General features: G+C 61.3%; 22 protein-coding genes and 2 pseudogenes. 14 read left to right on the top strand and 10 right to left on the bottom strand.

The window, feature by feature from the left end; translation table 11 throughout:
* Positions 1–62: 62 nt before the first annotated feature.
* Together BB934_RS50155 and BB934_RS32490 are read left to right on the top strand one after the other, a co-directional pair.
* Positions 63–756 (top strand): annotated as a pseudogene (locus BB934_RS50155) (IS6 family transposase).
* Between the two features lie 403 nt (positions 757–1159).
* Entirely contained in the window at positions 1160–1732 is a 573-nt protein-coding gene (locus tag BB934_RS32490) for a CarD family transcriptional regulator (protein ID WP_099513969.1), read from the top strand.
* Between the two features lie 247 nt (positions 1733–1979).
* Here the strand turns inward: BB934_RS32490 and BB934_RS32485 are convergent, their stop codons facing one another.
* The 3 genes from BB934_RS32485 to BB934_RS32475 form a co-directional block, all read right to left on the bottom strand.
* Positions 1980–2726, bottom strand: a complete 747-nt coding sequence (locus tag BB934_RS32485) for a DUF4336 domain-containing protein (RefSeq protein WP_099513968.1) — start codon at positions 2724–2726, stop codon at positions 1980–1982.
* 13 nt (positions 2727–2739) lie between these two features.
* Entirely contained in the window at positions 2740–3612 is an 873-nt protein-coding gene (locus tag BB934_RS32480) for an SDR family oxidoreductase (RefSeq protein WP_099513967.1), read from the bottom strand.
* A 579-nt stretch (positions 3613–4191) separates the two neighbouring features.
* Positions 4192–5148, bottom strand: a complete 957-nt coding sequence (locus BB934_RS32475; RefSeq protein ID WP_237050413.1) for a LysR family transcriptional regulator — start codon at positions 5146–5148, stop codon at positions 4192–4194.
* Between the two features lie 92 nt (positions 5149–5240).
* Between BB934_RS32475 and gstA the strand changes: the two genes are divergently transcribed.
* From gstA to BB934_RS51140, 5 genes and pseudogenes are all read left to right on the top strand, one after another.
* Positions 5241–5888 carry a glutathione transferase GstA gene (gstA, locus tag BB934_RS32470; protein ID WP_099513965.1) on the top strand — a complete coding sequence of 216 codons (648 nt, stop codon included), beginning with the start codon at positions 5241–5243 and terminating at the stop codon, positions 5886–5888.
* Positions 5885–6555 (top strand): annotated as a pseudogene (locus tag BB934_RS32465) (glutathione S-transferase family protein). The gene gstA and the pseudogene BB934_RS32465 overlap by 4 nt, the downstream one beginning before the upstream one ends.
* 1 nt (position 6556) lies before the next feature.
* A complete protein-coding gene (locus BB934_RS32460) occupies positions 6557–6886 on the top strand; it encodes a DMT family transporter (RefSeq protein ID WP_099513964.1) in 330 nt (109 codons plus the stop codon).
* 354 nt (positions 6887–7240) lie between these two features.
* Complete coding sequence (locus BB934_RS32455) at positions 7241–7405, top strand: DUF1214 domain-containing protein (protein WP_237050412.1); 165 nt, start codon at positions 7241–7243, stop codon at positions 7403–7405.
* Positions 7389–7799 (top strand): DUF1214 domain-containing protein, encoded by a 411-nt coding sequence (locus BB934_RS51140; RefSeq protein ID WP_099513962.1) that lies wholly within the window; start codon positions 7389–7391, stop codon positions 7797–7799. Before BB934_RS32455 ends, BB934_RS51140 begins: the two co-directional genes overlap by 17 nt.
* Before the next feature lie 192 nt (positions 7800–7991).
* Here the strand turns inward: BB934_RS51140 and BB934_RS47640 are convergent, their stop codons facing one another.
* Entirely contained in the window at positions 7992–8378 is a 387-nt protein-coding gene (locus BB934_RS47640) for a hypothetical protein (RefSeq protein ID WP_157934453.1), read from the bottom strand.
* On the opposite strand from BB934_RS47640, the gene BB934_RS32440 reads away from it, so the two are divergent.
* A complete protein-coding gene (locus BB934_RS32440; RefSeq protein ID WP_162299247.1) occupies positions 8377–9171 on the top strand; it encodes a DUF899 domain-containing protein in 795 nt (264 codons plus the stop codon). The two genes, BB934_RS47640 and BB934_RS32440, sit on opposite strands and share 2 nt — an antisense overlap.
* Positions 9172–9376: 205 nt before the next feature.
* Here BB934_RS32440 and BB934_RS32435 read toward each other — a convergent pair whose 3' ends face one another.
* Together BB934_RS32435 and BB934_RS32430 are read right to left on the bottom strand one after the other, a co-directional pair.
* Positions 9377–10036: a Vgb family protein gene (locus BB934_RS32435; RefSeq protein WP_099513960.1), complete on the bottom strand. Its 660-nt coding sequence runs from the start codon at positions 10034–10036 to the stop codon at positions 9377–9379.
* Positions 10037–10045: 9 nt separating this feature from the next.
* Positions 10046–11266 carry a helix-turn-helix domain-containing protein gene (locus BB934_RS32430; RefSeq protein ID WP_099513959.1) on the bottom strand — a complete coding sequence of 407 codons (1221 nt, stop codon included), beginning with the start codon at positions 11264–11266 and terminating at the stop codon, positions 10046–10048.
* Positions 11267–11388: 122 nt separating this feature from the next.
* On the opposite strand from BB934_RS32430, the gene BB934_RS32425 reads away from it, so the two are divergent.
* The gene (locus BB934_RS32425; RefSeq protein ID WP_099513958.1) at positions 11389–12207 is read left to right on the top strand and encodes a DUF899 domain-containing protein; all 819 of its coding nucleotides are present in this window, start codon (positions 11389–11391) and stop codon (positions 12205–12207) included.
* Positions 12208–12239: 32 nt separating this feature from the next.
* Positions 12240–12536, top strand: coding sequence for a hypothetical protein (locus BB934_RS32420; RefSeq protein ID WP_099513957.1), 297 nt, complete (start codon positions 12240–12242; stop codon positions 12534–12536).
* A 535-nt stretch (positions 12537–13071) separates the two neighbouring features.
* On the opposite strand, the gene BB934_RS32415 is transcribed toward BB934_RS32420, so the two are convergent.
* Together BB934_RS32415 and BB934_RS32410 are read right to left on the bottom strand one after the other, a co-directional pair.
* Positions 13072–14286: an IS91 family transposase gene (locus BB934_RS32415; RefSeq protein WP_099513956.1), complete on the bottom strand. Its 1215-nt coding sequence runs from the start codon at positions 14284–14286 to the stop codon at positions 13072–13074.
* A gap of 12 nt (positions 14287–14298) precedes the next feature.
* Positions 14299–15174 carry a tyrosine-type recombinase/integrase gene (locus tag BB934_RS32410; protein WP_099513955.1) on the bottom strand — a complete coding sequence of 292 codons (876 nt, stop codon included), beginning with the start codon at positions 15172–15174 and terminating at the stop codon, positions 14299–14301.
* A 329-nt stretch (positions 15175–15503) separates the two neighbouring features.
* Here BB934_RS32410 and BB934_RS32405 point away from each other — a divergent pair, with 329 nt between their 5' ends.
* A complete protein-coding gene (locus tag BB934_RS32405; protein WP_099513954.1) occupies positions 15504–15941 on the top strand; it encodes a hypothetical protein in 438 nt (145 codons plus the stop codon).
* Positions 15942–16623: 682 nt separating this feature from the next.
* A complete protein-coding gene (locus BB934_RS32395; RefSeq protein ID WP_099513952.1) occupies positions 16624–16818 on the top strand; it encodes a hypothetical protein in 195 nt (64 codons plus the stop codon).
* Between the two features lie 110 nt (positions 16819–16928).
* On the opposite strand, the gene BB934_RS32390 is transcribed toward BB934_RS32395, so the two are convergent.
* Both BB934_RS32390 and BB934_RS32385 read right to left on the bottom strand, forming a co-directional pair.
* The gene (locus tag BB934_RS32390) at positions 16929–18131 is read right to left on the bottom strand and encodes a pyridoxal phosphate-dependent aminotransferase (protein WP_099514310.1); all 1203 of its coding nucleotides are present in this window, start codon (positions 18129–18131) and stop codon (positions 16929–16931) included.
* Between the two features lie 383 nt (positions 18132–18514).
* Complete coding sequence (locus BB934_RS32385; protein ID WP_099513951.1) at positions 18515–19180, bottom strand: RraA family protein; 666 nt, start codon at positions 19178–19180, stop codon at positions 18515–18517.
* Positions 19181–19335: 155 nt separating this feature from the next.
* Here BB934_RS32385 and nac point away from each other — a divergent pair, with 155 nt between their 5' ends.
* Both nac and BB934_RS32375 read left to right on the top strand, forming a co-directional pair.
* On the top strand, positions 19336–20277 hold the full coding sequence (gene nac / locus BB934_RS32380; protein ID WP_099514309.1) for a nitrogen assimilation transcriptional regulator NAC: 942 nt from the start codon (positions 19336–19338) through the stop codon (positions 20275–20277).
* Positions 20278–20379: 102 nt separating this feature from the next.
* Positions 20380–20838, top strand: a complete 459-nt coding sequence (locus BB934_RS32375; RefSeq protein WP_099514308.1) for an acetyl-CoA carboxylase biotin carboxyl carrier protein — start codon at positions 20380–20382, stop codon at positions 20836–20838.
* Positions 20839–20840: the final 2 nt, after the last annotated feature.

The following is a 20840-nucleotide window of genomic DNA, read 5'->3' as shown; positions in this document are numbered from 1 at the left end:
TAGCGACCCTTTCTCTCCTATCGCGACCTATGGCTTGTTCTGGCGAGAAAGGGTGAAGCAAGATGTTCAAGGGCAAGCAATGCGATCGATCGGTAATCCTTTTCTGCGTGCGGTGGTACCTCGCTTACAACCTTGGCCTCCGAAATCTCGAGGAGAGAATGGCCGAGCGAGGCATCTCCGCGGATCATGCTACGGTCGGTTGCTGGGTGGTCCGGTACTCATCCGAGTTGCTGGAGCAGTCCAATAGACGAAAGCGACCAGTCAGTCGAAAATGGCATGTGGATAAGATATCAAAGTTCGCGGGCGATGGATGTATCTCTACCGAGCCATCGATAGCAATGGCGACACGGTCGAGCTCTGATTCAGCGAACAACGCAACTTGGTGGCTGCCGAACGCTTCTTAACCAGACCCCTGAAGCGGCATGCCGACCCGAGCGGATTCGCATCAATAGGAGCCAGACCAATCGGGAAACCATCCTATTGTGTGATGCCGAGAGCCGACTGCAGGACCATTCAAGACGCAGGCTCAAGCCGATCAGGATCCGGCAGAGTCAATACCTCAATTACCGCATTGAGCAGGATCACCGCGCCATCAAACACCGCGCGCGATCGATGCTCGGCTTCAAGTCCGCTGACAGTGCCCGCGTGATCCGGGGTGGCATTGAGTTGATCCATATGATGCGTAAACAGCAGGCGAATTATGTCTGCAGTCAGCAGCTGTCACTCGCCGTGCCGCTTCACCTGCTCGCCGCATGAGGGCGGTAGGTCGGATCTGCTGCTTTCTCGTCCCTGTGCCGGAGGAGTTGGGACAAAACCCTCTCTAGCGGGTTTGTCGTTAGGGGTTCAATTTTTGCAATTGGAGCTTGCTTGTGGTAAGGCAAGCCCACGCCGCCACGCGTAATCACCCCTGGCCCTGATCAACACTCATCAGAAATTAGAACAGCCCGCCCAGGAAATTGCCTCGCCGCCTTTGTGGCGAGTCGTCCGATCATGCGGAGGGTGCAGGTCGTAGGGGTGTCTGGTCGCCTTTTGCTGATCAGGTCAAGCCAATAAGCATTTCGAGTTTTGCCGTCCAATCGTGTGTCTCCGCGGACGTTCAAAGCGGAGACAGTGAAATGCCATCGCTCAGAGGCGTTGGTGCTAAAGGAAGCTTGTACCCATGACGACAGCCAAGAAGGCTACTCTTGCATTCAAGACCGGTGAAACCGTGGTTTACCCGGCGCATGGACTGGGGCTGATTACTGCTGTCGAGCAACAGGAGGTTGCTGGATTCAGGCTCCAAGTGTTCGTCATCTTCTTCGAGAAAGACAGGATGACCGTTCGTGTTCCCATCGCCAAAGTTGCCAGTGTAGGGATGCGAAAGATTGCAGAGCCCGCATTGGTCGAGAAGGCGCTTGTGGTCCTCACCAGTCGCGCCCGGGTGAAGCGGGGCATGTGGTCTCGCAGAGGTCAGGAGTATGAAGCGAAGATCAAATCAGGTGATCTGATCTCAGTCGCCGAAGTCGTGCGCGATCTCTACCGTTCTCCTGAGCAGGCAGAGGCATCGTATAGCGAACGCACGCTCTACGAGTCGGCCCTTGAGACGCTGCTCTGTGAGTTCTCCGCCGTCTATGGGATCACTCATACGGAAGCGCTAACGCTCATTGAGCAAAACTTGGCCAAGGCACCGCATCCGGTGAAAGGTACCGGTCCGGAAGCCGATACGAATGCCGAGGATGAGGCGGCGGCTTAAGGATAGGATCCGACGGCACCGTCATGTCTGGATGGCGCCCGTTTGGCAATGTGATTATTGATGACGTTTAGGCCTAGGGCTCTGTTGCATTAACTTCACGAGGCACAATCTGTAGCGTGCTTGCCACGCGCGATCGCCACTACATCCTGTGGCTTGACAGGTTAATGCAACAGAGCCCTCGACCCTGGGGTGAGCCCTGAACGAGCTCACAGTTCGCCACTTTGCTGCCGACGCGCTGAAGCTCAGCTTAGCCTACGAGCCAATCCAGGGATCGTCTAAGGGCTTCGGTCCCATCCCGCTCGAACCAGCGTCCGTGGCTAAAGATCACTCGCTCCGGCTGCCACTCGACGAGCCGAGCCGCCGCCTGTGCCGCCTCGCGTCTGTTCGCCTCCACGACAAGGCGAAGATAGATGGGTGCCCGGCCCCACGGTGCCGCAATACCATTCAGACGTGCCATGATCCGCGTGATAGCAGGCAGGCGCTCCATTTCCAGGTTCTGAACGAGATCCGTCAGGACCAGTGTTCGACTTGAGCGGTGGAAGAAGTCCACCTCGCTAAACCCTAGGCCGCGGACGATGATCTGCTCCAGCTCACCGGCCCATTCCGTAGGTGGGGCCTCGGAGAGGATATGGTCGATCTTGACACCGGCCTTCTGCACTTGCCTGCGCTCTTGCAGGCCGGGAGCCACCCAAGTCTGAGCATTTGGGCAGTTCCTCTGCCAATCCTGCAGGAACGACCAATGCGCAACATCCGGTGCGATAAGATGCGCAATCCGCCCCTGCTGCTCGAGCTGCGCGCGGAGCTCCGCTGTAAATCGGGTGGGCGAATGAAGCCAGAGATCGCCGCTGGACAGACGCAGCACCGTCATTCTAATGGGCAGCGTCAACCCGAATACGTGAAGGGGGCCACTGTCGACGATCCAGACCCCCTCCGTCACGGGTTTGAGGACATCAAGAGGCGGGTAGGTGCCATCCTGGTCGGTCGCGCTCGCCATCTTGCGGCTCCCTTCAGTCAACGGACTTGAAGCCCCCACTGACCTCAAGCAACGCTCCCGTCACAAATGATGCATCGGCGGCCAGGAACACGTAAGCCGGTGCAATCTCCTCCGGCTGGCCAGCGCGACCCATCATTGTGAACGTGCCGAAGCTCCTGACCGTCGCCTCACCCGAGGTGGCAATGGCCGGGGTCCAGAAGGGACCTGGGAGCACGGCGTTGACGCGGATGTATTTTCCTGCGAGTTCGTCCGCGAGAGACTTGGTGAACACATTCACGGCTCCTTTGCTGCTCGAATAGGCCAAAGCGCCCTTCTTGCCGAGCAGTGATGTGGTACTGGAGGTGTTGATGATACAGCCGCCGGTCTTTTCGAGATGCGGCAGCGCGGCCTGCGCCATCAGCATGTAAGCGATGATGTTCGTATCGAAGACGCGCCGTAGACCCTCTTCCTCAAGATCGAGCAGCGTGCCATCGCCTTCGAAATACGCGGCATTGTTGACGAGAATGTCGAGCCTGCCCAGACGAGACACGGTCTCTCCAATGATGCGCTCACGATCAGCTCTCACGGTGACGTCGGCAAGGAGCGCCAGGCAGCGCCGGCCGCGTTGCTCGACGAGACGGCATGTCTCAGCCGCATCGCCTTCACTGTGGTTGTACGCAATTGCGATATCCGCCCCTTCCATGGCGTAGGCGATCGCGACAGCTCGACCGATGCCGGAGTCGCCGCCAGTGATCAGGGCCACCTTCCCGATGAGTTTGTTGGCAGGCTTGTAGTTGGACAGATCGCTGTCCGGCTTCAGGTGCATATCGGCTTCGCGACCAGGAGCAGGTTGATCATGATCGGCTGCCAGTTCAGTGGGGGCGGGACGTTTCTCCTGATCGGCCATGGCTGGGCTCCAGCAAAGCAGAAAGGCATCCCAGAAACGGGACGGGGGAACGCTGGTTCCAGGGTAGCGTTTAGTTGCCGGTGTCGACTGCCAACTTAATCCATCGCAGCCATTCTGGGGTCAGAGGGTCAACTCGCAGGATCGGATATCCCTAGGGGGTATTGCTCGGAAGGCCCAGTAATGGGATGGTCCGGCCGTGCTTCTGCCCCGCTTGTTCGTAAGCTGTGGGGCTTCGAGCCACGCAAGGAGCACGTCCCACGTCACGAAAGGTGCTCATCCCCGGCTTCTCCCAGGACAAGCATTCGCGAGTCCTCGCGTGCCAGCCAGGGTCTGTTGCGGTGCAGTTATTACTGATGAGGGCACGCGGCGTTCCATAAGGCGCGGCGAAGACTTTCCGAGCACCTCAAATCGCGTTCCAGACTAGGCGTTATGCGAAATTCGCAACGCAATTTCACGCGCGTGGGGGCAGCGTCTCTGGGTCCGCCCGATGGATCTCTAGCGACACCGTGACGGTCAGCATCCGCTGGTGATGCTCATTCCGGACCTCGACCGTGATCTCACCAGCGTCGCCATGATGCCCTATCCCTGCTGTCCTTCCCGTCCTTCGAAGAGGCTGCGTTCCCGGGCTAAGCCATCGCCGACCACGTCGAAGAACGCGCGGACCCGCGCCGTGCCCTTGAGGTCGACATGGGTGACGATCCAGAGTTCGCCTGTCAGTTCCGGCACGGGAGCGCTTAAGGCTCGCACGAGACGAGGCTCACGGTCGCCAAGGTAACAGGGCAGGAGGGCGAGACCGATGCCGGCCTTGGCGGCAGTAAGCTGGTTGACGAGGCTGTTTGTCCGGTAGACGAAGGCCGTGGGCGGTGCGGTGTGAGCAAGCCAGTCGGCTGCCCGAATTCCCACGGCCGTCTCCTCCCAACCGAGGAGAGGATGGTTGCAGAGATCATCCAGACCGGAAAGAGGGCCATCCCTTTCATCCAGACGAGCGGGTGCTCCATAAAAGGCCCAGGCCACATCGGCGAGTTTGCGGCCCCAAAGGTCGCCCTCCTTTGGCCGGACTGGCCGCAAGGCAATGTCCGCCTCGCGACGCGACAGGCTGAGGACACGATTGTCGATGATCAGCTCGACCTCAATACCAGGCTGCACTTGGCGAAACGCCGCCAGGTGCTGCGTCAGTCTCGCATAGGCGAGTGTTTCCGATGACGTGACCCGCACCCGGCCGGACAGCCGGTGATCCTGACCAACCAGATCGCGATCCAGAGCGAGTGTCTCGTCCTCCATCCGTTCGGCCGCCACGGCCATGCGCTCGCCGGCGAGAGTGGCTTGATAAATCCCGCCCGGCAGCCTCTCGAACAAACGGACCCCGATCCTCGCCTCAAGCGCATTGAGGCGGCGAAAGGCCGTGGAATGGTCGATGCCCAGCGCCTTCGCGGCAGCCGTCAGCATGCTGGCACGCTGCACAGCCAAGATCAGGCGAAAGTCGTTCCAGTCATCCATGCCCGGATAATAGCAGTTCAGGCATTTGCAGTCACGCAAGTGCCACTGGTGAAACCCCAAGTGGCCTTGCACAAGCGCAGGACCTACCTTGCTGCCATGAACAGCCGCCCATCACCCGGAAAGGTTCTTCCATGAAACTCTACTATGCCAGCGGCACCTGCTCGCTGTCGCCGCACATCGTCGCTAGGGAGGCGGACATCCCGCTCGAGCTCGAACGGGTCGACATCCGCAGAACACCCCACGTCACGGCAACCGGCATCGACTTCACGACTGTCAACCCGAACAGCTATGTGCCGGCCCTGCGCCTCGATGACGGTTCGCTGCTGACCGAAGGTGCCGTGATCGTCCAGTATCTTGCCGATCTGAATCCGGCGTCAGGCCTCGTCCCACCGGCGGGCACGCCCGAGCGCTATCGTGTCCAATCCTGGCTGACCTTCATCGCGACCGAACTGCACAAGATGTACAGCCCGTGGCTGTTCCATCCCGAATATGGTGCGCAGGCCCAGGGCGTCGCGCGGGACAAGATCGCCCAGCGGCTCGCTTTCGTGGAGGACCATTTGGCAGCGTCCGGCCCGTTCGTCATGGGCGATCGGTTCTGCGTCGCCGACGCCTATCTGTTCACCATCGTGGGCTGGTCAGGGTTTGCGAGGATCGATCTTTCAGGCTTTCCGCACCTTCGCACCTTCATGGAGCGTATCGGCTCACGCAGGAAGGTCCGCGAAGCCATAGATGTAGAAGGCCTCAAGGCTCCGGCTACCCTGGCAGGAGCGCAGTCATGACGAGGCTCACCCTCATCAGTGACCATCTCTGTCCGTACGTGCAGCGGGCGGCGATCGCCTTGCTCGAGAAGGGTGTACCGTTCGAGCGCGTCACGGTCGACCTGGCCCATAAGCCGGACTGGTTCCTTGCGCTGTCCCCGCTCGGAAAAGTGCCATTGCTCCGCGTCCAGGATGGACGCGGAGCGGAGGCGGTCCTCTTCGAGAGTAGCGTGATTTGCGAGTATGTCGAGGAGACGCAGGACGGCGTTCGGCTTCACCCGGACGATCCGCTGGAGCGGGCTCGTCATCGGGCTTGGATGGAGTTCGGCTCCACGATCCTGGCGGATCTTTGGGTTCTGGAGACGACACCCGAGCCGGTCACGTTCGCCGGAAAGCGGGATGGGATCATTGCAAAGTTCGGCCGGCTCGAAGCGGTGCTCGGCGACGGGCCATACTTTGCCGGTGACCGCTTCAGCCTCGTCGATGCCGTCTTTGCGCCGATCTTCCGGTACTTCGACGTGTTCGACACACTCGTTGCGCTCCACATGTTCGATACGCTGCCAAAGGTCGGCCGCTGGCGCGCGGCACTGTCGAGCAGAACGCGGTGGATCCGGATTACGGCGACCGGCTGCGGGCGTTTCTTGCCGGCCACGACGCATATCTTCTCAAGGCGTATCAGGAGGGGTGACATGAGCCAGGGTCTTGCTTGGATATTGCTCGTTGTGGCAGGGCTTCTCGACGTCGCCTGGGCGATCTCTATGAAGTATGCCCAGGGCTACACGCGGCTCGGCTGGAGTATCCTGTCCCTGGCTCTTCTCGGCGGCTTTGTCTTCCTGCTCGGACGCGCCCTGGAGGCCCTTCCGGTCGGCACGGCTTATGCCATTTGGACGGGGATCGGTGCCGTAGGAACTGTCCTGTTGGGTGTTGTCCTGTTCGGTGAGTCGCTCAACCCCATGCGATTGGGCGGGATCGGGCTCGTGGTGGCAGGCATTGCGGCATTGAAGCTCGCCCCAGCATGACCCAGCTGGGGAGGCATGAGGTGAGGGGCTTGCCCAACCCGAAGGAGAAGCATCTGATCAACTGTAGAATCCTGGACTTGATTGGACGGACAGTGTCCGACCGAATTCATCCCGGCCTATGATTGATCGCTTGGGGCTCCGCCATGCCGTCAAGCCCTGCGCCCCTGGCGCACCGCTGCGCGGCTACGGGACTTGACCGCCTGTCGGGCCCAAGCCCTCGGGTTGTCAAGCCGGGATGAAAGCCTGCACCCCAACACGTCGGACAGGATTCGATCAGACACTGTCTGATCGGTCAAATCCCAACTTTCACAGATCAACGAGCAATCCACGCCCGAATACAGGCGTGATGGCTCGTTGACCCTCTACCTCGCTGCCGAGAAGCCTGTCAGCGCGCCGGAAGGCAATCGGCTGCCGACGCCGAAAGGATCGATCTACCGCCTGACCTTCCGGTACTACGGCCCCACCGACGGGGTATCGAACGGCATTTACTTCCCGCCTCCGAATCAACGGACCAACTGAGCCCATCCAAGGAACGAACCATGAGGCTGAAGGCCGACGCCGTCCTGGTTGGCCCGTTGCTGCAATTGCGTTTGCAGTAACCTTCGCCAGGGACCGGGCGCCGCCGGTAGTTGGGTTCTGGTCGCTGACCCTGTACGACGAGCATCACTTCTTCGTGCCGAACGAGATCAGGCACTACTCATTGGGCACCAAGAATAAGACACTGCAACCCAACCCGGATGGCTCGCTCACGATCTACGTGCAGGCCGACCCAGCGCCCGAGGCGCAGCGGGCGATCTGGCTGCTCGCACCGAAGGGAGCCGACTTAGCCCGTTATCTGCGTGCCTACTGGCCAAAGAGTGCGGCCCTCGACGCCTCCTGCGGTGCAGCAAATCGAGTGATTGCAAGGCTTTGAACAGGAAAGGTCCGCCTTTGGCACAGGGCTTCCCTAAGTCGAACTTCCGCAATAGAAACGTGAAGCGGACCCTTACGAAGTCACGCTTAAAGGCTGTACCAGACCCAGCCTGTGTAAAAACGCGAACAGGTCCGATCTCGACGAACTACCTGTACAATTTCAGCCCCATGCACCGAGGAATCTCCGGTCGATTCAGCCTCGCAAGACATAAAATTGCTCCACCGAGCGACACGTCAGCGTTTTGACACAACCAAGACCCAAACCGGACCTCGCGCTCATCGGATCGCGTTCCGGAAAGCGGTCGTGGAGGACCATCGCGATTCCTCGAAGCGCGAGCGCAGGAGCATCGTCGCGCATCGCGACGCGGTTCAATGCGTCGAGGGGATCACCCGCTTCGAGCGCACGCGCCGCGGCTGTAATCAGCGACCCCATTGGAATACCGCCACACTTGTTACTCGCACCATTCGATTTCCGGTGCCAAACTATCCACGCCCAACAACGAGCGATGAGCCGCAAACGGAATCGCGCTCCAGCCAAGGCGCGGGAAATTTGCCCAAATTTGGAGGTTTCAAAAGCCATGACTGCATCGGTCGAGAACGGACGGAAAGGCGGGCAGCCTGCCATGAAGACACCGCCGGTCGTGTCGCAGCAGGCGTGGGAGGCGGTGCGCGAGCAGCTGCTCGTGAAGGAAAAGGCCCAGACCCGCGCCCGTGACGCCCTGGCCGCCGAGCGCCGGCGAATGCCGTGGATGGCGGTGGAGAAGGCGTATGCGTTCGAGGGCCCCGCGGGCAGAGCCAGCCTGCTCGACCTGTTCGACGGCCGGCGTCAGCTGATCGTCTACCGCGCCTTCTTCGAGCCGGGAGTGTTCGGCTGGCCCGACCACGCCTGCCGCGGCTGCTCCATGGTGGCCGACCAGGTCGCCCACGTCTCCCACCTGAATGCCCGTGGCACCACCCTCGTCTTCGTCTCGCGTGCGCCTCAGGCGGACATTGCCCGGCTGAAGGCGCGGATGGGCTGGGAGATGCCATGGTTCACCCTCACGGACAGCTTTGACGCCGACTTCGGTGTGGACGAGTGGCACGGCACGAACGTGTTCTACCGCGACGGCGACCGTGTGTTCCGGACCTACTTCATCAACAACCGTGGCGACGAGCAGATGGGGAGCACCTGGAACTACCTCGACATCACGCCGCTGGGTCGGCAGGAGGTCTGGGAGGACTCGCCCGAGGGCTATCCTCAGACCCCGACCTACAAGTGGTGGAACTGGCACGACAGCTACGTCGCCGACGCAGCGCCCGACAAGAAGTGGGTCGAGGTGTCGGACGCCGGAGAGGCGGCGTTCCGGAACCAACATGCGAGCACGAAGCCATGAGCTAGGCCTGTTCCGGTGGATTCGGCGGGCGGCGGCGGTCGGTCTGAGGGATCCGCAATCGGCCGTCGTGCGAAGGTCCGTTATGAAGAGCGGTCGCAAATGTCGGGAACTGGGCACGTGCCGGAAGTAGCGATTTCGTCAGTTTATGAGGCCTGAAGCGGACGTTCGTGAGCGCTCTTATTCGCGCCTTCTGGCACGCTCGTCCTTACGTCTTCGGCTTAGCCGCGGAGTCTCGTTTGGGGCGGCGGACGGCTCTCACCTTCCCGCTGCTTCCGCCACCGCAAAAGAACCGATCGCTGCCATCGGACTCGAGCCCCGAGACACCCACTCCAGGCGGCATCTCGAGTTTCTCCAGAACCTGTCCCGTTCGAGGATCGACCCGCCTCACGTCGCTCTCGTTGCCTTCCCAAGTGCCGTGCCAGAGCTCGCCGTCGATCCAGGTGACGCCGGTAACGACACGGTCGGATTCGATAGTGCGAAGAACAGCTCCCGTTTCGGGATCGATTTGGTGGATCTTCCGGCCTCGGTGCTGCCCCACCCAGAGTGTCCCTTCCGCCCATGCGAGCCCCGAGTCACCGCCGCCGCCAGGCGCCGGGATCGTCGAGAGCACACGGCCAGTTTCCGGATCGATCTTCTGGATGCGATCCTCGGTAATCTGAAACAGGTGCTTGCCGTCGAAGGCGGTTCCTGCATGGGCGGCGATATTGATCGAGCGCACCGTCTTTCCACTCTCCGGATCGAAGGCGCTCAGCTTGTCTCCTGACGCAAACCACACGTGCTGGCCGTCAAACGTCACACCATGCACGTGGTCGGCGTCCGGAAATGGGCCATAGTCGCGGAGGATTTCGGCTGCTGATCTTTTCATATCTCGGTTCTAGTCACTCGGCAGTGGACCGGGGAGTAACAACGTTGTCGTGAATCCCGGCACGGGCGCGGTCATCCAGCGGCGTGCTCGCCCGCGACCATAGGATCGCACCTTGCCTGCGATCGCAAGCGAACCGAGGGCCCGCTGCACTGTGCGTGCGCTGGCTCCCAGCGCAAGCGCCAGAGCCGAGCTTGACCACGACTCACCGTCGGCGAGTAATGCTATTACAGATGCGTGCTGGTCTTCGACGGGCGGCGCCAGCACGACGACCTCCCACGCGCTGCGCGGCGCCAGCGCGAACCCTTGTTTCGTCGCGCTCACGCACGCGAGCGAGCGGAGCTCGGCGCGAAGCCGCCCAATCTCTACTCGCAAGCGTGCGCGATGCGATTCATCGGCGTGCTTTGCATGGAACGCTCGCTTGATGAGCGCATCCCTCGACAGTTCGCCGGGCCATGCTTCGGCGAGCGCACGTGCGAGCGCGAACAACACTGGACGCCTGGCGAGCGAGACCACCATGTTTTCGCCACGCACGACATGACGGCACGCATCCACGACGAGAGTCCCAGACTCGAGCACTGCTTCAACCTCCTCAAGCACGAGGAGGTGCTCCTCGCCACGCGCGATCAGGCGCGCCGCGGGCGTGTTCAGGACGAGGAATGCGCTTTCCACCTCCCTCATCAGTGCAGCGATACCTACCTGGCATGCGGCACGCTCGGCTCGAGCGAGCGCAGCGCGTGCCACCTTGGCCCGAACGCGTCGCATTGCGATCCCCGCTACGACCAGTTCGTAGGCGGCCCGCGACGCGGGCGGGAATGGCGCCGGATCGAGCTCGGCGAGCGCACGCTCGGCCTTGTCGAGACGCCCGATCAGGAGAAGACGCCGGACCTCGAGATGCCGCGCATGCGCGGCGTTCACCCAGTCGCCATGTTTTTCGAGCGTCGCCCGCGCCGCGTCGAGCGCCTTCGGCCGCCAGCCCAGGTCGCGCGACACGAGCGCGATCTCAGCCTCGGCGACGACACACCTCGCGCGGGCCACGGCCTCTCTGGGACCGAAGGCGCGTTCCGCACTTTGCAGAAGAGTCTTCGCTCGCACGAAATCGCCGAGTTGCGCCATCGCGATACCACGAAGCGCGAGGGCAGGCGCGTCATCCCGCAGGCCAACCCGTTTCAATACGCCGAGGAGGTCACCCGCGGCGAGAGCCCGCGCCGCAGCCGTGATCAGCGAGTCCATCGGAATCCCGTCACATTTGTCACTCCAAACGTTTCGATGCATGGCGCTAAGTGTTTCTCGCGACAGATAACCACCGACAGTATCGAGAAGCGAATGGATAGCCGAAGGAGGAAGCGAAAGCTATGAAAACGCAGATAACCGGCACTGCCGGGGTTCGCCTGGTTAGCACCGAAAACTATCGCGTCGTATCTAGGGACGAATGGGTTGCCGAGCGCAAGACGCTGCTGGCGCACGAAAAGGAGCTGACGCGCCTGCGCGACCAGATAGCCCGCGAGCGCCGCGCGCTGCCGTGGGTGCGCATCGATAAGAACTACGTTTTCGACGCGCCCGAGGGCCGGCGCACGCTCGCCGAGTTGTTCGAAGATCGCCGGCAACTGCTGGTGCAGCACTTCATGTTCGCCCCGGGGTGGGAGCAAGGGTGCCCGAGCTGCTCTTTCATGGCTGACCACAGCGACGGCATGAATGTGCACCTGGCCCATCGCGACGTCACGCTGGTGGCCGTCTCGCGCGCGCCGCTGGCCAAAATCGAGGGCTTTCGCCAACGCATGGGCTGGCAGTTCAAGTGGGTGTCTTCGCACGGCAGCGAGTTCAACTACGACTTCGGCGTCAGCTTCACGCCGGAAGAAATGGCCAAAGGTGAGCTCTACTACAACTACGGTACGTGGCCCTTCGCGTACGAGGAATGGCCCGGCATCAGCGTGTTCTACAAGGATGACACGGGCGATGTCTTTCACACCTACTCGACCTACGGGCGCGGTGTGGAGGTGATGATGGGCACCTATAACATACTCGACCTAACGCCCAAGGGCCGCGATGAGAGAGACGTGGAGTACAAGATGGACTGGGTGCGCCACCACGACCGCTATGAGCCGGCGCCGGTTGCGAAGGCAGCGCCGGCGGCTGGTTCGGTCCAGGGGCTGTTCGTTGCTCTCGAGAATTAGTGGCGCGATTGACGCTTTGCCGGAGAAACGACATGAGCGAGGCCTATCCTGGCGGATGCGCTGGCGGCGCAATCCGTTCTGAAAGCAGGCATTCAGCCGCCCTCCGCGCAGCCGACTGGCTATGTCTCGCGGCCGCGCCGACTTTCGCAATCATGGCGCTGCTCACGGGTGTTCTCGGCGGCGGCCAGTCGGATATCCTCTGCTCGGCCGCGGAACATACGTCGTGGCTGAACGGAATGATCCCGATGTACTTGCTGATGAGCGCCTTCCATTCGCCGCCTTGGCTGAAGCTAATCTCCAGCCGACGAGACGGCGCCCGCCGGGCGTGACCCAGCCGCGTTCGGACCTTCCCAGCCCATCAATACTCTTATAGGGCGCTAGCAGCGTTGGCTTGCATCCGAGCCAGCGCCATCCTGCCCTCTTCGGTTCGAGCGGCCCGCGAGTATGGCGCGAATGCCTCGTCCGCCTTCGGGCAGCGATCTCTTCGTGATTTTTGTCTTCTATTGTGAAGGGTTTCGGATGCCGGCCATCGCGACGTAGGCACATGCACTGGGGCCGGCGTCCGGAAGCCTCCAGGGAAGGAACCTGCGGAACAGTTGGGCGCCGCGCGTGGTGCGCTCATCTATGGGGATTTGGGCGCTTTGGATCGGGGACTGGATCGGCGTCGACGCGTCCACGCCAGCGGAGTGGCGACATCGGTGGGCTGGAGCGGGGCATCATCGCCATGGCCGAGTTGGCGCGACGGTGACCATTGATGCTCCATTCGCGGGGTATACGCCTCATTCGGCCGAGTGCCCGGGTGGCTGGCGCAGGACCAACGGCGGTGACGAACAGCAGGGCGGCAGCGTCGTGGGGCCATCGGTTTCATGAGGTGTCGACCCGGATCACAGCACTCGGGGACGATGGCCGGTGTATTGGCGAAGACCCGCGCGCGAACCGCTCGATGATGAGCATGCGCCCGCCGCAGCAGGGACAGGGCTGCGTCAGGCATGGTGGAGCTGTGGCGCCAGTCGGGTCTGCGGTCACCGTTGCACAGGGCTCACGCGCACCAAGCAGCGCGCGGGCTCGCGTCAGGTTGGCGGCGCGTGAGCCGTGAGCGAAGAGGCCATAATGCCGGATGCGATGGAAGCCGCGCGGGAGCACGTGAAGCAGGAAGCGGCGGATGAACTCGTCGACAGCCAGCGTCATCGTCTTGCAGCGGGCGCGACCCTCAACCCGATAGTCCTTCCAGGTGAACGTCACGCCGCTGTCGTCGGCGCGGATCAGCCGGCTGTTCGAGATCGCAACCCGGTGGGTGTAGCGGGCCAGGTAGGCCAGCACCGCCTCCGGTCCCGCAAACGGCCGCTTGGCATAGACAAACCACCTGATCTTGCGCAGACGAGCTAGGAAAGCTGCGAACGCTTTGGCGTCGGCTAAGTCCGTGTGCGCTCCGAAGAACCTCAGTTGCCCGGCCGCGTGGGCCGTGGCGAGCTTCTCCAGGAGCAGCCGCCGGAACAGCTTTGAAAGGATCCGCACGGGCAGGAAGAAGTTCGGCCGGCATGCGATCCATCGCGTGCCGTCAGGGGACAGCCCACCGCCCGGCACGATCATGTGCACGTGCGGGTGATGCGTCATCGCCGAGCCCCAGGTGTGCAGCACGGCGGTGAGGCCGATCCGCGCCCCGAGATGCTTGGGATCGGCCGCAAGGGTAAGGGTCGTCTCGGCCGCGGCCTTGAACAGGAGATCGTAGATCACGGCCTTGTTGGGGTAGGCGAGGTCGGCGATGGCGGCCGGCAGCGTGAACACCACGTGGAAGTACGGCACGGGCAGCAGTTCGGCTTCGCGCTGTGCGAGCCAGTCCCGGGCCGCCGCGCTCTGGCATTTGGGGCAATGACGATTGCGGCAGGAGTTATAGGCGATGGTCGTGTACGTACAGTCTGCGCAGCGCGCGACGTGCCCGCCGAGAGCCGCCGTGCGGCAGGTCTCGATCGCACTCATCACCTTGAGCTGGCCAAGGCTCACATGCCCGGCATGGGCGCGGCGCCACGCCGGTCCATGGTCTCGGAAGATGTCCGCGACCTCCAGCCCTGGACGGGCCAAGACGACCTCGCCTTACGCGGGCGGCTGATGCTCCGGTCTCAGCAGGGTAAGCCGGTCGAGTGGGCTCATGACGGCGCGGATCGTGGAGGTGGCGACACGGGTGTAGAGCGCAGTGGTCTCGAGCTTGGCATGCCCGAGCAGGACCTGGATCACGCGAATGTCGATGTTCTGTTCCAGCAGATGCGTGGCGAAGCTATGCCTGAGCGTGTGCGGGCTCACGCGCTTGGTGATCCCGGCCTGCTGCGCGGCCGCATGGAAGGCGCGGTTGAGCTGGCGCGTGGTGAGCGGGTTGACCGGGTTCTGGCCGGGAAAGAGCCAGACCGGCGGGCGGGCGATGCGCCACCAGTCGCGCAGGAGTTCGAGCAATTGCGGGGAGAGCATCGCATAGCGATCCTTGCGGCCCTTGCCCTGCTCGATGCGGATGAGCATGCGCTGAGAGTCGATATCGCAGACCTTGAGCGACACGACTTCCGACACCCGCAGCCCAGCGCCATAGGCCGCGCTCAGAGCTGCCTTGTACTTGGGGCCCGGGGCCGCCTCGAGAAGGCGAGCCACTTCCGCCGGGCTCAGGACGAGGGGTACTTTGCGCGGCTCGTGGACCAAGGTGAGACGCCGAGCCAGATCGATCCGATCGAGGGTGGCGGTGAAGAAGAAGCGCAGGGCCGCGACCGCCGCGGTGCGGCTCGGTGGGGTCACGCCGCTTTCGGTCAGGTGCAACTGGAACCGCCGCACATCCTCGGGCGAGGCTGTCTCCGGCGAGCGGCCGAGGAAGGCCGCGAAGCGTCTGACCTGGCGGATGTAATCAGTGCGGGTCTTCTCGACGAAATGGCGCACCGTCATGTCGTCGATCATGCGCTGGCGCAGCGGGCTGATGGCTGTCTCGGACATCGAAGGCTCCTGTCGTGAGGTGGAGGCACCAAACCCCTCGATCCTCAAGACAGGACCCAGCCCTGTCATCGTGTGCCGTTCAGCGGGTTACCGCCCCCAAGCCATGGCACCGCCCCAGCCGCAGTGTCCTCCCGCGCGAGCGGGTTCGTTCAATGGCACTGGGCTGACCTTATCCAGATTTCCGTTTTGGTGGCGTGAGCAGACCTTCCTTTACTTCGGCCGAGGTCGACTTTGATCTGAAGACGGCTTTCAGTTCTGCTTGATTCGAAGAAAGGTGCTAGATTACGCGGCAATGCGGCTGCGCCGGACCGTTTCAATGGAGCGGAGGCATGAGTGAACAGTGGCAATTCCAGTTGAGGCTCTACTTAGCGGATGAGCTTGCCGAGGCTGTACGACACAACGCAGGCGCTCCGGAACTCGGATCCCTCCGCCGCATCCTTGAAAAGCATGACGCGATGATGAAATGCCAACTCGACGCTTTTGCAAGCTATGTCGCGCAAGCTGAGGCGGATGGGGTTGAAAGCTACCCACTTTATGAATGGACCAGGGCGACCATCGACGATCCCATAAAGAAGGCGAAGCATCTCAGGTCCTTCGCGATCTATGTCAAAGGCAGAGAAGTTTACACCAAGGAGGAAGCTGATGCCCTTGAGGCCGTTCTACAGCCCTTGGTGGACGGCACCCAGATCACGCGGTTGTCGCGTCACGACACAAACCCTGCCAATAATCCCCAGATGCCAGAACGCTTTCGCAAGCCCGAAGCGTAGTTGGCCTCGGTCGCCAGAAGGTGCTCGGGTTGATCTGGGTAGTTAGTTCTGCCCAACGTTACGAACCCGCATTGTCGTCGGCATCGGGATTTACTCTATCGGCAGTTTGGCTCGGTCGGTCTGGTCAGCGGCGTCGACTGACCTCATTGCCTGGATAAAGTCCTGCTCGATCCGTGACATAGTCAGAAGACCGATACGTGATCGGAAGGGGCGGCAATGGCAATCCGGTTTCTCAGGCACACTCTCGCACCCGGTCTTTTGATCGCCAGGGCGCTTCTGGGCACAGGGATCTCCGTCCAGGCGGTCCATCCTGGCATGCCTGATTATCCGTGGAACCGGGGGCAGCGCAAGATGTGTTCCTGATTGAGCGCTAAGGTAGATCGGACAGGGAATCTGGTGCAGGGCTGCGTTATTTTGTGGTATGGGCGGCTATGCGGCACGTGCCAGAGGCTTGGGCAGCCGCAAGGGCCGGAAACCGTCCACGAGCACAGGCTGCTCGCCCCAGGCGTACGTGCCCGTGAGATTGATATGCTCCTAGCGGCACCGTCATGTCTGAGCCAATCTTCCGTGAGGCTGATCTTCAGGTCACAAAAGGTTCCCAGCCGTCTATGATCACTGTTCCGGGGGTAGCGGCAAAATCGTCCGCATTCACTTCTGTACCGCATACGGGACGAAGCTCTACATGACTTTCGAGAGATTCGCCGAAGTCTGCGGTTTGTACGCGGGCACCTTCGATGACCCGAACTGGTTCGATATCAAACCAGAAAGCTCGAAGCACATCTTCATCGATGTGGTAAATGTTTCATGCTTGCGCAATGCCCGCTGCGGACGCCGCTGGCAGGCATCTGGTGGCTTGGACGTGGGTTCCCCGGGATGACGACAAGGGCTCCCATAGGCCTCCCATCATTTCTATGGCCCACCGAACAGCCGGGGTCGCAACCAAGGCATAGAATAGAAGAAGCCATTGAGTCCGAGTAGCCACCCAGTTTACCGTAATGCTTCGCAGAAGCGTGAGATGCGTCGGCATCCTTCCTTCAATGTTTCTGTATCCGTAGCATAAGAAATCCTGAAGTAGGGGCTCATCCCATATGCGCTACCCTGCACTGTGGCAACGTGCTGCTCTTCCAAGAGTGCCGAGACGAAGTCGGCGTCAGACTCAATACGCCGGCCCCGTTCAGTCATTTTTCCGATGCATCCAGCGATATTTGGAAATACGTAGAATGCTCCTTCCGGCGTATGACAGTTGATGCCAGGAATTTCGTTGAGGAGCCTGACGACCAGGTCACGCCTATCGCGGTAGACATCCGCGCGCTCCTTCAGAAAATCCTGAGGACCCTCAAGCACCGCAACCGCTGCGGCCTGACTCAAGGTGCAGATCCCGCCTGTGGCCTGCCCATGGACATTGTTCATTGCTGCGATCAGCTCCTTCGGACCGCCGCAGTAACCGACGCGCCAGCCAGTCATCGCATAGGCCTTCGAGGCCCCGTTCACGGTCAGCACGCGATCCTTAAGCTTCGGCTCGACCTCGGCGATCGTGCAGAACTCGAAACCGTCATAGGTAAGGTGCTCGTAGATGTCGTCGGTCAGGATCCATACCTCAGGATGCTTCAACATTACGTCGGCAATTTCTCGCATTTCAGAGCGAGTGCATGCTGCACCAGTCGGGTTGTTAGGGAAGTTTAGAATGAGCCACTTGGTGTTTGGCGTAATCGCAGCATCCAGATCATCAGCGCGAAGCTTGAAATGATTGTTCTCGGGGCAAGGCACAGCAACGGGCGTCGCTTCGGCAAAAAGTGCGATATCAGCATACGTGATCCAACCGGGCGCAGGGATAACAACTTCATCCCCCGGGTTGCACGTCGCGAGAAGTGCGTTGAAGATAATTTGCTTGCCCCCATTGGCGACCAGGATCTCATCAAGCGCATAGTCCAAGTTGTTTTCGCGCTTGAACTTGCGCTGAACGGCGGCCCTCAAAGCTGCGGTGCCAGGTTGCGCAGGGTATTTGGTGTCTCCCGCTAGTGCGGCCTGATGGGCGGCCTCAATCGCATGCTGCGGTGTCGGGAAATCAGGCTCTCCTGATGATAGACTGATGATCTGAACACCTTGAGCACGAAGCTCACGTGCTTGGTCCGTCATCGCGGCAGATGCCGAAACCTTCACAGCTTTTAGCCGATCTGCGAGTTGAAGCATTATCATGATCCCTGCGATTATTCTGCCAAATCTCCAGAGTGGTCTGCGCCGGGCAGACATCTCTATCGAAGTAAATTCGGCTAGCGGATAGCCGTCGACCTAAGACCTGAATTTGCTATCTGCTGCACCGATACACCCAACTGTGCAGCTGGTGCGCGGCCCGCAGCTCCAACGAACGGTCGATCCAGTGAGTGAACTCCCCAGTCAAGAGGCATGACTTACTCCTAAATCCCGCTCGTTCTATCCTCGTCGAATGCTTCACTGCGTCAGCAACGAGGTGAGCTAGAGCCTCGGCTCTGAGGTCAACGGCTGGATGGTCGTTCCATCTCGCTTTGGACTCACACTGCTGCTTTGGCGTTATCCGCTGCGAGCGACGTCAACGGCTACAAGTTGATGCTACGCGCTTCCAGCGCGTTGACAAACGAGCGGTCCCATCTGCCTTCTCGGATCGCCTGCATGGTTTCTTCCTCCTTCTGCTTCTGAAGGAGAGCCTTCTCGATCACGGTCGGCGCCTCATCGCGAGAGAGCACGACCAGTCCATCCTGATCGCCAACGACGATGTCGCCGGGGCATACAGCCATTCCGCCCACAGACACCGGGACGTTGATCGCGCCAGGGCCGTCCTTGTAAGGACCCCGATGATTGACGCCTCGGGCATAGACTGGGAAAGGACGCTCCCGGATCTCAGCGACGTCGCGGATCGCACCATCAAGGACCATCCCGGCGACCCCTGCACTTGCAGCATAGAAGGTCATGATCCCGCCGACGAGCGCATTAGCGACATCGCCATCGGCATCGATCACCAGCACATCGCCCGGCCTGACGATTTCGAAAGCGCGAAGAATGGCGAGGTTATCGCCGGCGCGGGTGCGCACTGTGACAGCTGTGCCTGCCAGCGGAGCAGGGTGATGATAAGGTTGGAGCCCGGTACTGCCCCGGTTGCGCTGCAGCTGGTCACTGAGGAGAGCGACCGGGATTTGTTTCAAAGTTGCGATGATCTCAGGATCGGCTGACGGAGCCGAAGGGTATTTCCTAATGCTAGTTGTCATTGTTCAGCTCATGGATCTCAGATTGATCCCTGACAGCTAACGGGGCACCTGGCGACTAGCCAAGACAAGTTCAGTCTGCCAACATAGGAAAATCTTATGGCTCGCGAGTGGGAGGAGCCCTGCTCATGTCCGGTGCCGGGAGCAGTGATCGGATCATGAACCTCAAACGCCTCCAGTACTTCGTGAAGATTGTCGATATCGGCAATCTGACACAGGCGGCAGATATCCTTCACGTGGCTCAGCCCGCTTTGAGCCAGCAATTGGCAACGCTTGAGTCCGAAGTCCGCCAACAGCTCCTGGTTCGCACGCCGCGGGGCGTGACGCCGACGGAGGCAGGCAAGGTCCTGTATCGCCACGCTCAGCTCATTCTTCGGCAATGCGATCAGGCGCGGGTTGACATGAGGGCCGCCGGAGAGGGTATTTCCGGCGCCGTTTCCGTTGGCCTTGCACCGGGCACTGCCGCTGCTGGCCTTGCCATGCCTCTGCTGGTTGCCACAAGAAGCCGTCATCCGGGGGTCGTGCTCTACCTCAACGAGACCTATGGGACCACGCTCTCGGAACTCGTGATGAACGGCAGAATGGATCTCGCCGTGCTGTACGGCGGGGGGCAGTCGGTGCACGGGCTCACGTTCCAGCCCCTCTTGCGCGAAAGCCTCTACTTGGTGGGTCCCAGCAGCATCCCGGCTCCGTTGGATCCCGTGCCTCTCGAACGGATCGGCGAAATGGATCTCTTCCTGCCTCGCCCGTATAACGTGGTCCGCAAAGTCGTGGACGCGGCGTGCGCCGGCATTGGGCTTGTCCCTCGCGTCGTCGCCGAGATCGAGTCGGCGAGCACACTGGCTTCCGTGATTGCGGCAGGAATGGGCGTGACGGTCCTGCCCGGCTCGATGGCGAAACAGGTCGTGGAGTCCACATCGGCGTGGCATGCGCGGATTGTTGATCCCGCCATTGAGGTGCCCTTGGCACTGTGCCAATCGGACCACCTTCCGCTGTCCGAGCCAGCCGCCGCGATCAGGCAAATTCTGCTGGAACTTGTTCGGGAACTGCCCGGTAATATGCTCTCATCTCAAGAGGAAGGCGTCCTCAAGAGAGCATAAGCTGCTCTTATGGGCACAGAGACAATCTGTCTTGGCCTCCCTTTTGGGCGGCTGCTAGCGTCAGGAACATAGGCCCGTCACGGTGACGGACCGGTGATGCTCATGACACTCGACGAGATCAAAGCACTAATCGATGCGATGAGCGCATCCGACCTTGCTGAAGTGGAGGTCAGCAAGGATGGCTGGACTCTGCGACTGACGCGCGAGACGGGGACCTTGGGGTCCGCGCCCTTAACCAGTGGGGCAGCGTCAACACCGACTGTGACGCACACTCGCCCGGACTCCTCTCGTCGCGAGCCCCCGGCGTCCGTCAAATCCGCAGCCTCCACGAACGATGTCACCGCCCCCTTGTCCGGGATTGTCTATTTGGGCCCTTCGCCGGATGCGCCGCCCTTCGTGACCGTGGGCCAGGCAGTCACGACTGGCACCACTGTCTGTACTGTTGAAGCTATGAAAATGTTCAATCCTGTTACGGCTGAACGGGATGGCGTGATCGAGGCTGTGTTCGTCACGACCGGCGACGAAGTCGTAGCTGGCCAGCCCCTCCTGCGGATCGTCTGAGC

This window comes from Microvirga ossetica (assembly GCF_002741015.1).
In the GTDB taxonomy this organism is placed as follows: Bacteria; Pseudomonadota; Alphaproteobacteria; order Rhizobiales; family Beijerinckiaceae; genus Microvirga; species Microvirga ossetica.
The sequence above is the reverse complement of the archived record's forward strand: the minus strand, read 5'-3'. Positions and strand labels throughout refer to the sequence as shown.

Excerpts from the sequence above, each read along its gene's own strand:
- BB934_RS32490 (WP_099513969.1), top strand. The coding sequence starts at position 1,160 with ATGACGACAGCCAAGAAGGCTACTCTTGCATTCAAGACCGGTGAAACC.
- BB934_RS32485 (WP_099513968.1), bottom strand. The coding sequence starts at position 2,726 with ATGGCGAGCGCGACCGACCAGGATGGCACCTACCCGCCTCTTGATGTC.
- BB934_RS32480 (WP_099513967.1), bottom strand. The coding sequence starts at position 3,612 with ATGGCCGATCAGGAGAAACGTCCCGCCCCCACTGAACTGGCAGCCGAT.
- gstA (WP_099513965.1), top strand. The coding sequence starts at position 5,241 with ATGAAACTCTACTATGCCAGCGGCACCTGCTCGCTGTCGCCGCACATC.
- BB934_RS32460 (WP_099513964.1), top strand. The coding sequence starts at position 6,557 with ATGAGCCAGGGTCTTGCTTGGATATTGCTCGTTGTGGCAGGGCTTCTC.
- BB934_RS32440 (WP_162299247.1), top strand. The coding sequence starts at position 8,377 with ATGACTGCATCGGTCGAGAACGGACGGAAAGGCGGGCAGCCTGCCATG.
- BB934_RS47640 (WP_157934453.1), bottom strand. The coding sequence starts at position 8,378 with ATGGCTTTTGAAACCTCCAAATTTGGGCAAATTTCCCGCGCCTTGGCT.
- BB934_RS32435 (WP_099513960.1), bottom strand. The coding sequence starts at position 10,036 with ATGAAAAGATCAGCAGCCGAAATCCTCCGCGACTATGGCCCATTTCCG.
- BB934_RS32430 (WP_099513959.1), bottom strand. The coding sequence starts at position 11,266 with ATGGACTCGCTGATCACGGCTGCGGCGCGGGCTCTCGCCGCGGGTGAC.
- BB934_RS32425 (WP_099513958.1), top strand. The coding sequence starts at position 11,389 with ATGAAAACGCAGATAACCGGCACTGCCGGGGTTCGCCTGGTTAGCACC.
- BB934_RS32420 (WP_099513957.1), top strand. The coding sequence starts at position 12,240 with ATGAGCGAGGCCTATCCTGGCGGATGCGCTGGCGGCGCAATCCGTTCT.
- BB934_RS32410 (WP_099513955.1), bottom strand. The coding sequence starts at position 15,174 with ATGTCCGAGACAGCCATCAGCCCGCTGCGCCAGCGCATGATCGACGAC.
- BB934_RS32405 (WP_099513954.1), top strand. The coding sequence starts at position 15,504 with ATGAGTGAACAGTGGCAATTCCAGTTGAGGCTCTACTTAGCGGATGAG.
- BB934_RS32395 (WP_099513952.1), top strand. The coding sequence starts at position 16,624 with ATGACTTTCGAGAGATTCGCCGAAGTCTGCGGTTTGTACGCGGGCACC.
- BB934_RS32390 (WP_099514310.1), bottom strand. The coding sequence starts at position 18,131 with ATGCTTCAACTCGCAGATCGGCTAAAAGCTGTGAAGGTTTCGGCATCT.
- BB934_RS32385 (WP_099513951.1), bottom strand. The coding sequence starts at position 19,180 with ATGACAACTAGCATTAGGAAATACCCTTCGGCTCCGTCAGCCGATCCT.
- nac (WP_099514309.1), top strand. The coding sequence starts at position 19,336 with ATGAACCTCAAACGCCTCCAGTACTTCGTGAAGATTGTCGATATCGGC.
- BB934_RS32375 (WP_099514308.1), top strand. The coding sequence starts at position 20,380 with ATGACACTCGACGAGATCAAAGCACTAATCGATGCGATGAGCGCATCC.